The sequence below is a fragment of the Collinsella sp. CLA-ER-H4 genome, from assembly GCF_040092395.1.
Classification (GTDB): Bacteria; Actinomycetota; Coriobacteriia; order Coriobacteriales; family Coriobacteriaceae; genus Collinsella.
In genome coordinates, this window is record NZ_JBBNLQ010000001.1 from 28,700 (window position 1) to 40,905 (window position 12,206).

A 12,206-nucleotide genomic window follows, 5' to 3' on the forward strand; every position below is an offset into this window, starting at 1 on the left:
CTGTGTCACGCCGCATTCAAGGCGGCAATGATGATTTCGACGAGGCGCTCATGGGATCCGGCGGCAAAACCGGAGTTCATAGCCTCATAGGTGATTTTTTCGTACGCGTCGGGAGCCGGTAGGTACTTCTGTCCGCCGTTGACGAGCGTGGCAAAGAACACAGAGCCGGACCGGGCGGCGCGCACAGTGGCGCCGAATGCACTCGAGACCTCGGGTTGTACGCCGACAAGCTCGACGTTTCCCAGCCGGAGCAGATAGACCCTCGTGCGCTGCTCGCCAGCGGCATGAAACTCATACGTTCGGTGCGGAGCCAAAGAGTGAAAATCGGCGCGTGTCTGAGCGGGCAGGAGAACGTCGACCGTGCGGGCATCGATGCCGGTAGCGTCATCCTCACGCGCCATGCGAGCGGCCTCGATCAAAGCATTGCCCAAGGCCTGCCCCTGCTGGTGCAGCATGCGGTATCCGTCCTCATGGGCATCGACCGTCTGCTTAACGCCGGCCGCATCGAACATGACGTTCATGGCGCGCTCCGCCGGACCTTGGTCGCCCGCGGCGCCTGGCAGCAACAGGGCAACGCCGCCCAGCTCGCGCTCGAGTGACATGGCGGCAAAACCAAAGAGGTCTCCGCTCGCCATGCGCCTCCCCTCGGAGTCGCGCGACCCGTCGAGCACGGAGGGCTGAACGTCCGCCGTCGCGAGCACGGCAACATACTCGCCCCCGGCATCCCTTATGGCGAGTACGGGCATCGTGTGGTCGGCAAACCCCCTGGGATTCGAGCCCAACCACCAGCCGGCAGGCGTCTCAATGTCGCGATTAACGTTCACGGGGCATTCGCCCTCCACAGTGGCGAGCGTGGCAGAGTGAATGCCCGCAACAGCGCGCTCGACAGCCGTGCGGGCGGCAGCGACGAGCGCTGCGCGATAGCGCTCGTTGCGATTGCGGGTAGCATCGTCGGCAAGATGCCCGGGAGTGCGGACGTGAGGCATGGAAAACGTGTGGGTAGGAACCACCCAAGAATAAGCACCGCTGCAATTGGCGGCATCCTCAACAACCTCACGCAGATCGGCGAGTAGAGCCGGAGCGATCGAGGTGACCTCAAGCGAAAGGACGCAGGCGCGTCGCCCCGTCCCCTCGATGATAAGGGCACGGGCGAAGACCTCATGACGGAGTTCGTCGAAACCGTCGAACGGCAACACGTCCCCAAGATCGATGGCCACACGAGCGGCCCCAGCCCTCATCTCTCCTTCGCCCATGGCAGATACTCCCCTCTGATTGCCGCTCACTCGACACCGTACAGTTGCTGCGCCGTACCGCCAAGCACAAGGTCGCTGTCTGTATCGCTCAGATTTGCAGCGCGAACGCAGGCGACACCCTCGGTGAGCCACTCGCGTTTGACGGGATAGCTCGTGCCAAAAACAATATGGTCTGCACCCAGCACGTCAACCGCGCAGGCGAGGAGTGTCTTGCCCCAAGGCTGGGCATGGGACATGTCGAAATAGATGTTGTTCTCGAGGTGCCTGGAAACGGTCTCGGTATCGACCTGAAAACGGCCAGAAGCATCAGGGCGCTTGGGACCATGAGGCAGCAGCATCTCCTTGAACGCAAAGTATGCGCCGCCGAGCATGGAGTGGACCATCTTGATATTGGGATAGCGCTCAAAGAAATCACCAAAGATCTCTCGGCCGATCGCCGTAGTTTGGTCGACGCAGCGGCCATAAGAGCGGCGAAGGTTGTCGTACGCGAGAAGCGACTCGTTCTCGACCGGCACGGGAACATGGTGCACGTAAACGGTGACATGGCGTTCGTTCAGGTGCTCGAAAAAGCTCGAGAAGACCTGGTCGTCGAGATAGCGCTTGCCGTAGTGAGCGCAGAGCTGCACGCCCGCAAAACCATCGTCGAGCCTGCGGTCGAGCTCCTCCAAATTCGCTTTGGTGCCAAAGGGCGGCACGGCGACAAGCGGAATCAGACGGCCATTTGACGCCTTCGCGTCAGCAGCCATACCGTCGTTGAAACGCCGGCACATCTCGAGCGACATCCACTCGTGGCAGCCGGGGAGCTTGAGGATCGCCTTGTCGACCCCCGCCTCATCCATATCGGCCAAGCGCTTCTCGAGGGTGTAGTCGCCCTCAATGTAGTTAAGACCCGGAGAACCGGCAGGCATCTCGATCACGATCTGTCGTTTGCCGGCGGAATTCATGGTCAGATAGCCTTCGGTGTCATAGGCGCGGGGTACCTCGGCCAAAAACTGTTCGCAGAGCGTCTCGTCATGAAAGATGTGCTCGTCGAACCAGTAGGAATTTGCATCGATAATCATTGGTTGGAACCGCCTTTCATCTTGTTGAAAACATTCTAGAAAAGCAGGTACCCGGACATCAATTCCAGCTTAAGCCTACTGTATTCCATTTTGGAATAGAACTTACCGCTCACACGCGAACCTCGCCCGCTCAACGAGACAAGCGCTAACAGCACGGGCTTAGACAAAAAACGGTCGGCCCGCATCCGTTGCGGGCCGACCGTTTCATTACAGGCTACCTTTGCCGTTACGCCTGGCGGTAGTGATCGAAGAAGTCGGCGAGGTCTTCGAGGGACTCTTTGAGCACTTCCATGCGCGGCAGGTACACGATACGGAAGTGGTCGGGCTCAGCCCAGTTGAAGCCGCCACCGCGCGTGATCAGGATCTTCTTCTCGTGCAGCAGGTCGAGGGCAAACTGTTCGTCATCGGTGATGTTGAACTTCTTCACATCCATCTTGGGGAAGATGTAGAACGCCGCGCGCGGCTTAACCACCGAGATGCCGTCAATCTTGCTGAGCGCCTCATACACAAAGTTGCGCTGCTCGTAGACACGGCCGCCAGGACGGATGTAGTCGTTAACGGACTGATGTCCGCCGAGTGCCGTCTGAACGATCGACTGAGCCGGCACGTTGGAGCACAGGCGCATGTTGGAGAGCATGTTGATGCCCATGATGAAGTCGCTCATGCAGCGCTGGTTGCCCGAAAGCACCATCCAGCCAATACGATAGCCCGCGATCATGTGCGACTTGGACAGACCGCTAAAGGTGACGCAGGGCAGGTCGGGGGCGAGCGAGGCAATCGAGACGTGCTCGTAGCCGTCCATGCACAGGCGGTCGTAGATCTCATCGGCAAAGATCATCAGCTGATGCCTGCGTGCAACCTCGACGATACCCTCGAGCACCTCGCGCGGATAGACGGATCCCGTGGGGTTGTTGGGGTTGATGATGACGAGAGCCTTGGTCGCGCTCGTAATCTTGGACTCCATATCCTCCAAGTCGGGATACCAATCCGCCTGCTCATCGCACAGATAGTGCACAGGATGACCGCCGGCAAGGGTTGCGCACGCCGTCCAGAGCGGATAGTCGGGGCTGGGGATCAGAATCTCGTCGCCATTGTCGAGCAGTGCGTTCATCGAAAGCTGAATGAGCTCGGACACGCCGTTGCCCGTGTAGATATGCTCCATCTGAACGTTGGGCAGGCCTTTGATCTGCGAATACTGCATGATCGCCTTGCGCGCAGAGAACAGGCCGCGCGAGTTGGAATAGCCTTCGCAGTCGGGCAGCTGCTGGCGCATGTCCTTGATGACCTCATCGGGCGTGCGGAAACCGAAGGGCGCCGGGTTGCCGATATTGAGCTTGAGGATGCGCTCGCCCTCGTCCTCCATACGGGCAGCCTCGTCGACGACGGGACCGCGCACGTCATACAGGACGTTATCGAGCTTGGTGGATTTAGAAAAAGTACGCATGGTGGTGCTCCTTGCAATTTGAGCTGAGGGATGGGGTTCGGGCTTGGAATCGTTGCGGGGTGATGATGCCTCGCCTTGATCGGCGTCGCCGGCAAGCAGCCAGGTAACATCAACCTCCAAAATACGGGCGAGCAGCTCAGCCACATCGCGCCGCGGGATCGTCTTGCCGCTCACATATTGGCTCATCTGACTCTTGCCGAGTTTTTTGCCGAGCATCTCCGATGCGCGGATCACGTCCGACTGGCGAACGTCGCGATCGGACATAGCCTGTCGCAGGCGATCGCTAAACGTCTCTTGGGCCACTAGAACCTCCTTGCTGGCAAAGTTCAATTTATAGAACACGAATTGAACCATGGTTCAATTTAGCAAGCAGTATAACGCCGTACCTCATTCGAAAGTTCAATTTCATAAGAAAATGTATCGGACTCCGAAATCTGCCCAAAGCAAACAATGGCGTGTACACGTTTAGAGGTATTCGAGAAAACGGACGGCGGCAAGCGAAACATCGGCCGTTCGATATATGGCGTTGATCTGCCGATGGGGATGTCCCTCGAGCGAACGCACGGCAACATCGAACTGACAACGGCGCAAGATGAGCGCGGGAAGAATGCTCACGCCCAGGCCGTCCTCGACCATAGCCATAATCGCATAATCATCCCAGGTCGACAGCTTGGAGCACACCGTCAGCCCCGCCCGACGGAACAGCGGCGTAATCTCGTCATCGGTGCCGCGTTCTAGCAGAATAAACTGCTCGTTGGCCAAATCGGCAAGGGAAACGACCTCCGCGGTGGCAAGCGAGGAGTCCGCTGGCACCACGGCCATCAGCTCGTCTTGCACCAACGGTCGCGACGCCATGCCGGCGCCGCGTGGCTCGCGCGGAATAAAGCCCAGGTCGCAGCGGCCTTCCGCCACCCATTGCTCAATCTCGGAGTAATCACCCATCAGCAGCTCGTAATCGACATCCGGATGATCGGCGCGAAAGCGCGCAATCACCGGCGGCAGCACGTGGGTCGCCACACTCGAAAACGTACCGATGCAGATTTTGCCGCGCATGAGTCCACGCATCTCATCCACCCGTCGCTGCAGGCGGCCAAACTCTTCGCATAACGCCTCGACTGCCGGCATGACCTGCCGCCCGTCGGCAGAAAGCACCACGCCCTCTCGGCTGCGATCAAGCACCTTAAAACCCCAGTCTGCCTCAAGGTCGCCCACCATGCGGCTCACGCCCGACTGCGAATAGCTCAGCCGCTCTGCAGCACGCGTAAAGCTGCCGGCACGCACCGTCTCGAGCAGCACTTGCATCTTTTGGATATTGGTCTCCACGGCACGTCCCCACCCTTGCATGAGTTTTTGTCATGTTTTCCATGCATTATATTCGCTTTTCTTCTAAAGCCAGTTCACACATAGTGAACATGTTCGGATATAGAGGGGATGTCAGCGCATGAACAACGGACTGTTTACATACTTAGCAGCATTACTGTTGTTTGGCTCTAACGGCATCATCGCCGCAGCTATCGCACTGCCGAGCTCCGATATCGTGCTGCTGCGCACTTTTCTGGGAACCCTCTCGCTTGTAACCATCCTCGCCACTACCCAACACCATAAGTTGCAGGCGCCATCTCGTCCCCGCGAAGCCGCGGCCCTCCTCCTCTCGGGAGCTGCGCTGGGCGCCAGCTGGATTTTTCTGTTCCGCGCCTACCAGACGATCGGCGTCGGCGTATCCTCGCTGCTGTACTACTGCGGCCCCATCATTGTCATGGCGCTCTCCCCGCTCATCTTTGGCGAAAAGCTGACCGGCGGCAAAATCGCCGGCTTTGTCGCCGTTGCTTGTGGCGCTTTTCTCATTGCAGCGCAAGGTCTAGGCGGCAATATGCCCATTGCGGGCATCGTCTGTGGAATCGCCTCGGCCTTCTGCTATGCATTGATGGTCATCGCCAGCAAGGGTGCGCCGCACATCGAGGGCCTCGAGAACTCCGCGCTCCAGGTGAGCGCCGCCTTTGTGACCGCACTGGTCCTCACGCTCATCACGCAGGGCGCTCCCTCGTTCCTGTCCGCCGGCGTCGCCGCCAGTATTGATTGGCGCGCCGTCGCTATGCTCGGCGTCGTCAACACCGGCATTGGTTGCCTGCTCTACTTTAGCGCCGTCGCCAAGCTGCCCGTCCAGACCGTCGCCGTCGTCGGCTACCTCGAGCCGCTTTCGGCGGTCGTGTTCTCGGCCGCCCTTTTGGGTGAAGCCATAACACCGCACCGCCTGATGGGCGCCGCGCTTATCATCGGCGGCGCGATTTTTTGCGAACTCGCCGGCAAACGCGCAAACGCCAAGGCTGGCATCGCCCAGACAGCACGTGCTTAAAAGCCCCTGCTTTGAAATGCTACCTGCGTAGATAAATAATCCCCAGCTGGGGATTATTGTCTAAAATAACCTGATGTGCCAAACTGCTCTTGTATGTATAAAGACGGCATAAAGGTTATCTGTCTTAGACAGATAACCGGATGTCTAAGGGAGTCCACGTGGCACACAACAAACTGGAGGCAAGCCCCCAAGACCAGCGTGGTCAAGGCGGGCACGGAGCCATCCCCCTCTCCGCTGGCATGCTGCTCGTAACGCTCGGCGTCGTCTATGGCGACATCGGCACGAGCCCCATGTACACCATGAAATCAATCGTCGCCAACAACGGCGGCATCGGTACCGTCAGCGAGGACATGATCCTGGGCGCGCTTTCGCTCGTCATCTGGACCATGACGCTCGTGACCACGGTCAAGTACGTGGTTATCGCCATGAAGGCCGATAACCACAACGAGGGCGGCATCTTCGCCCTGTTTAGCTTGGTGCGCAAGGTGGCGCCGTGGCTGATCCTTCCCGCCATGATCGGCGGCGCGGCGCTGCTCGCCGACGGCATCCTCACCCCCGCCGTCACGGTTACCACGGCCATCGAGGGCTTGCGCACTATCGAGTGGGGCCATGCGCTTTTGGGTGACGGCCAGACCAACGTAATCATCATCACCATCATCATTATCTGCGGCCTGTTTGCCATGCAGCGCGCCGGTACCTCGTCGATCGGCAAGCTGTTCGGCCCGCTCATGACGCTGTGGTTCCTGTTCCTGGCAGGCGCCGGCCTGTTCAACATGCTCGGCAACCTGTCCATCTTGCGCGCGCTCAACCCCATCCGCGGCATCATGTTCCTGTTCTCGCCCATCAACCACTCGGGCATCATGGCGCTCGGCTTCGTCTTCCTGTCGACGACCGGCGCCGAGGCGCTCTATTCGGACATGGGTCACGTGGGCAAGGCTAACATTTACGCATCCTGGCCGTTCGTAAAGGCGGCCCTCATCCTTAACTATCTGGGTCAGGGCGCTTGGCTGCTCGCCAACAATTCCAATCCCCAGATGCTCGCGATGGATATCGTCAACCCGTTCTATATGATGCTTCCCGAGCCCCTGCGCCCCTTTGCCATCGTGCTTTCGGCCGTGGCGGCCATCATTGCCTCGCAGGCGCTCATCACCGGCTCGTTCTCGCTGGTATCCGAGGCAACGCGTCTCAACCTTATGCCGCATCTGCGCATCCACTACCCCAGCGACACCAAGGGGCAGCTCTATATTCCGCTCGTCAACAACATCATGTGGGTCGGCTGCATCTTCATCGTGCTGCTGTTCCAAAACTCCGAGCGCATGGAGAGCGCCTACGGCCTCGCCATTACCGTGACCATGCTCATGACCACGACGCTTTTGACGAGCTACATCGCCGGCATCCTCAAGCACAGGCTGGGTGCCTGCGTCTTCGCCCTGCTCTTTGGTGCCATTGAGCTGTGCTTCTTCGCCTCGTGCCTCACCATGTTCTTTGACGGCGGCTATGTGATGATCTTCTTGGCCGCACTGCTGTTTGGCCTTATGTACGTGTGGCGCCGCGGCACCGCCATCGAGCGCACGCAGACGATCCTGCTGCCCGTCTCCAAGTACATCGATCAGCTCAACCGTCTGCGCAACGACGAGACCTACCCCGTGCTCGCCGACAACCTGGTGTTCCTCACCAACAGCCCCGATCCGCTCACGCTCGACCGCGACGTGCTCTATTCCATCCTGGACAAGCACCCCAAGCGCGCCAAGGCATATTGGTTCATCAACGTGCACGTTACCGACGAACCCTATACGCACGAGTATTCCGTCGAGACCTTTGGCACGGACTTTTTGTTCCGCGTGCGCCTGGACCTGGGCTTTAAGGTCAACCAGCGCGTTAATGCCTACCTGCGTCAGATCGTCGGCGACCTGATGGCATCGGGCGAGCTGCCGCCGCAACATCACACCTACTCCATCTACGAGACCCGCGGCAACGTGGGTGACTTCCGCTTTTGCATGCTGCGCAAGATGCTTGCCCCCGAAACGGACATCAACCGCAACGACCACCGCGTGATGGCCATCAAGTATGCCGTCCGCCGCGCCTGCGGAAGCCCGGCGCGCTGGTACGGTCTTGAGAACTCGGCCATCATCATCGAGTACGTGCCGCTGTTTGCCCGCATGCGCCCGGCCGTTAAGCTCGTACGCACCCAGGTGCCGCTCGAGGTTCAGATCGAAGAGGCCGAGGAAATGGAAGTCGATATCTTCTCGGACGACCTGGTCAACGGCAACGAAGCCGGTAGGAACATGAACGTCGACCCCACCGAGTTGCTCGAGAGCGTCGCCGATACGCCCGAACAGCAACTGCTCGACGGCCTCGAGAGCGAACAACTCAACGACGCCAACTTCTAGCGACGTCACAAATCAACGACAGCGGCCCTGCACCTCACGAGAGACACAGGGCCGCTTTTGTCTACGTTTTTGGCCAGGTAAAACACCTTTGAGGCTTTACCTGGGCGTAATCGTAGACTGCTATTCGGCATTTCCGGGGCTAGACAACCGCCTGGCCCCAATCGGTGATATAACCCTAGCCCACATTGAAATGCCATCGAAAAAGAAGCAGGCTATAGAGACTGGTCTCTCACCCACTCGATGAGTTCGGGGATCGCATAAGCGTATTGCCAGGTAAAGTTATGAGTGTTTCCACCCTGGACCGTCTTGTCGGTGCTATCGAGAGTTCCCTTCTCTACATGAAGGAAAACGACATGAGCCCCATCGGTCACCGCTTGTTTACAGGCCGAGGAGCAGACATCCGAGAGCTCGACCATAAGCTCATCGAGCGTCTTCTGGCTGCTAGCCGCCTTGGCTCCTTCCTGGTTACCCGAAGGGTTTTTCTCTCCCGTTGCGTCGTAATCAACCCACAGGCCACTCGTATGCCCTTCGCCGTCATAGTTATAGGCGCAATTCAGCTGCTTCTCAACATAAGGAATTCCGATACTCGCGACACCCTTCTCGGGATCCGTCATGCCGCCATAGGAATTGGAATCGTCTTCAGAAACGAATATCACCATGGGCGTCTTGGCAATCGGAGTCATGTTGCCTTGCCCGGCAACGAGCATGAGCGCTGCAAAGGAATTGTCATCGGGATGCTTGGAGGCATATTCGATGAGGGCCATGCACCCGGCAGATTCGCCCGTCCCGTAAATGCGATCCGGATCGATTGAGTAACCCTGGTCGATCAGGTCCTCGATTACATGCAGGCAAGTCTCGATATCGCAACAAGTTCCAGCGATCGTCAGCACAAATTGTGACCCATCAGCCCAGGCAAGGGCTCCCAGACCTTGACGAAGATTCACCCTCACATCGCAGGTGGTTACCCCCGCATCCGGCAGGAAGAGCGTGATGGGGTATTTCTTTGCCTTGTCGTAGTCGTCAGGCTGTGCCAAGGCAAACGAAGCATGGAATCCAGTTTTGGGGTCATCGTAGGTCCCTGCAACAAACTTGTCTGCCTCGGAGTTGAGAACAGTCGAAGCCACGAGATATCGGGAGGATGTCTCGTCGCCTGTAAGCTTTTTACCTGCAGAATCCTTGAGATCCTTTATTTGGGCGGTTTTGACGCAACCGCTATCAAGGGATACGGGACCGTTTGAGCCTACGCACCCACGCGTCATCTGAAACATCAACGTCTGTGCGCCCGCATCTGCTGGATCGAGCTCGACGATGACGTACGTTCCCTTGCTTTTGCCCCCTTCATCACTCAGCTCGGCTTTGTCGTTTACATAGGCAGTGACAATCGAGCGTCCCAAAACCGAGAAAGATCCCAGCCCCTTTTCCTGAGCCTGTTGACCGATGCCGCCATGTCCGGGATCAACCGAAGACGCATCGACATCCACGTCGTATTCAATCGCCACGCCGACAATCTTCTCTCCGATTGCATATGTTTTCGCAAGTGCAGAAACAGAGATAACGTGCTCGTAGAATTCGCTAACGTCGCTATCCGTGCCACCCGATTTGCCGTCGCTATCAACCTTCAGTGCATCATCCTTGCCGGCAGCCACGCTTCCCGCGCCGCTTTCGCTTCCAGACGCGCAGCCAACAAGCATAGAGGCGGTGCCCGCCAGCATTGTGGCCCCACCGGCCGTTAAAAAGCTTCGCCGACTCATTTCGAAAGCCATTTTTATTGCCCCGTTCCCCAGCCCGCTTCTGACTGGATTTTCAGCATTTCTAATCAGAAATTAACGAAACGGAGTCCGTGCCTTCGAAGCGCCAAAACAGGGAATCCGTTGATGCCAGATGCCCGGCGCGCCGCTCGGAAGTAAAACTAAAGGAATTTTATATAATCTAAATGAGCCAATCGATTCGCTTTTGAACGGCTATTATTCCAAAGATGAATTGAAACTACCGTTTGTTTAATATATTTTGACAAAGTCATCGGCATCATGTTTGCCTTCAACTTCTGATCTACCAAGCGGCCCTGCGCCTCACGAGAGACGCAGGGCCGCTTTGCATTGCAGTAAAGCTAACGGCTACGAACGGCGCGGCTCGGGAACCACGAGCCTATCGGGGCTCGCGCCCTCGGCATCCATCAGGCTCACGTAGCGAATCGACGGATCCCCATACATCGCGTAGTAATAATTGCCCGTGCGCGCGCTAAAGCATCCGGTGTAGATAGTCTTCTCGAACTTGCCATCGCCCATCCTGGACGCCCCCTCAATCATCACCACGCCCTCGAGCGAGCGGAACATGCGAACGACGTTTTCGGTCTCGCTCTCCTTTTGCGGGTAATTGGCATTGAGGTACGCCGCCTTTACAAAACGGCTCGGCGAATAGCAATCGCCCGGAATGCCGCGCATGCCGGCACCGGCTCCATAGGGCTTGAGCTCGGCGCCACGCCATGTCGCCGTCTGCGGAAAATCGCTTGTGGCGGTGATATAGGTGCGCAGGTTTTCCATGTGCCACGGGAAGGTCGGCTGGTTGGCAAGGGTGTCGACCGGATCGTCGTATACATGCAGGCCGTCAGCCATCATCTCGACCACGATGCTGCGCTGGCTGTCGCCGATAATCCAATGGAGCAGCGACACGCCCAGCCCCTCTCCGGCAGATTTGGCGACAATCACCGTGTCGCGCAGCGCGGCCTCGACCTCATCGACCGTCGAGAACGTCGCTGCCACCCATAGGGGGAACTCATAGGCCGCGATATTGGTCTTTCCATCAACCGGACCCTCGGCATACTCGGCATAGCCGGGAAAGTTTAGCCCCGCCACAGCCAGACCCGCATCGTTACCGCAATCGAAGAACATGGGATAGTTCTTGTAATCGATGCACATACCGATCACCGCGTGTGCCGCTGTCGCGTCGTCGATAAACGAATACGGAACGTGAAACCCGCGCGGCATCACGCGAACCTGTTGGCCGTAGTCAAAGCTCCAGTCTAGGTTGCGGCCTAGATACATGTGACCAGAATTATCGGTAAATCGAACGCTCGTACACATAGCTCCTCCTAGCTTTACGTTCTTTCTTTCTAAGCTTATTGTCACCAATCAAAGAGGCGCTAAACACAAAGGTCCGGACATGACAACAATGTCACGTCCGGACCAAAAGAGACGAAGTGCGGTGCTGTAGTCACCCTAGACAAGTTTGCCTTGGCAGTGATCGATCATATGCTGGATCATCTGTGCCTCAAAGCCCGCGTAGTCGCGGCGGCACTCCTTCATCTTGCCGTCGACGATCTGGTCAAAGGCGACCTTGCACTTGATATAGCGCGTGGACTTGGTGACCTCCTCGTGCGTCAGGCAGCTCTCCTCCATCTTGCTGGCGCCCAGGCCAAACACCAGACGGGGGTTGTAGAGCACGTGGGGCTCGCCGGCATCGTCCAGGTAGACGCAAACCTTCTTGGTAACGCCAATCTGGTTAGCGGCCAAGCAGCCGGCATCGTCGAGCGACTTGATGGTATCGATCAGGTCCTGAGCAACCGACTCGTCCTCGACGGTCGCAACCTCGCAACGCTGGGACAGGATAGCCTCGTCGTGGCAAAGCTCTTTAATCATACGTTCCTCCATAGGGGTCGTTGTAACCGCTTAAGTATACGGTACCCACACATTTTCATGCGAAAAATAC

Annotated in this window: 9 protein-coding genes; 2 read left to right on the forward strand and 7 right to left on the reverse strand. The window is 58.0% G+C overall.

Features of this window, described 5'->3' with window-relative positions; all coding sequences use genetic code 11:
• Positions 1 to 5: 5 nt before the first annotated feature.
• The 4 genes from AAAX34_RS00130 to AAAX34_RS00145 all read right to left on the reverse strand — a co-directional run bounded on the left by AAAX34_RS00130 (position 6) and on the right by AAAX34_RS00145 (position 5,102).
• Positions 6 to 1,253: a hypothetical protein gene (locus tag AAAX34_RS00130; protein WP_349109590.1), complete on the reverse strand. Its 1,248-nt coding sequence runs from the start codon at positions 1,251 to 1,253 to the stop codon at positions 6 to 8.
• Between the two features lie 26 nt (positions 1,254 to 1,279).
• On the reverse strand, positions 1,280 to 2,314 hold the full coding sequence (locus AAAX34_RS00135; protein WP_161145033.1) for an amidohydrolase family protein: 1,035 nt from the start codon (positions 2,312 to 2,314) through the stop codon (positions 1,280 to 1,282).
• 226 nt (positions 2,315 to 2,540) lie between these two features.
• Positions 2,541 to 4,022, reverse strand: a complete 1,482-nt coding sequence (locus AAAX34_RS00140; RefSeq protein ID WP_349109821.1) for an aminotransferase class I/II-fold pyridoxal phosphate-dependent enzyme — start codon at positions 4,020 to 4,022, stop codon at positions 2,541 to 2,543.
• A 201-nt stretch (positions 4,023 to 4,223) separates the two neighbouring features.
• Positions 4,224 to 5,102 carry a LysR family transcriptional regulator gene (locus tag AAAX34_RS00145; RefSeq protein ID WP_349109591.1) on the reverse strand — a complete coding sequence of 293 codons (879 nt, stop codon included), beginning with the start codon at positions 5,100 to 5,102 and terminating at the stop codon, positions 4,224 to 4,226.
• 97 nt (positions 5,103 to 5,199) lie between these two features.
• On the opposite strand from AAAX34_RS00145, the gene AAAX34_RS00150 reads away from it, so the two are divergent.
• Both AAAX34_RS00150 and AAAX34_RS00155 read left to right on the forward strand, forming a co-directional pair.
• Positions 5,200 to 6,111: a DMT family transporter gene (locus tag AAAX34_RS00150; protein WP_349109592.1), complete on the forward strand. Its 912-nt coding sequence runs from the start codon at positions 5,200 to 5,202 to the stop codon at positions 6,109 to 6,111.
• Positions 6,112 to 6,251: 140 nt separating this feature from the next.
• Entirely contained in the window at positions 6,252 to 8,501 is a 2,250-nt protein-coding gene (locus tag AAAX34_RS00155) for a KUP/HAK/KT family potassium transporter (RefSeq protein ID WP_349109593.1), read from the forward strand.
• A gap of 212 nt (positions 8,502 to 8,713) precedes the next feature.
• Here AAAX34_RS00155 and AAAX34_RS00160 read toward each other — a convergent pair whose 3' ends face one another.
• The 3 genes from AAAX34_RS00160 to AAAX34_RS00170 all read right to left on the reverse strand — a co-directional run bounded on the left by AAAX34_RS00160 (position 8,714) and on the right by AAAX34_RS00170 (position 12,136).
• Positions 8,714 to 10,264 (reverse strand): hypothetical protein, encoded by a 1,551-nt coding sequence (locus AAAX34_RS00160; protein WP_349109594.1) that lies wholly within the window; start codon positions 10,262 to 10,264, stop codon positions 8,714 to 8,716.
• A 351-nt stretch (positions 10,265 to 10,615) separates the two neighbouring features.
• Positions 10,616 to 11,581, reverse strand: coding sequence for a choloylglycine hydrolase (bsh, locus tag AAAX34_RS00165; protein ID WP_349109595.1), 966 nt, complete (start codon positions 11,579 to 11,581; stop codon positions 10,616 to 10,618).
• A gap of 135 nt (positions 11,582 to 11,716) precedes the next feature.
• Positions 11,717 to 12,136, reverse strand: coding sequence for a peptide deformylase (locus AAAX34_RS00170; protein WP_022094377.1), 420 nt, complete (start codon positions 12,134 to 12,136; stop codon positions 11,717 to 11,719).
• Between the last annotated feature and the right edge of the window lie 70 nt (positions 12,137 to 12,206).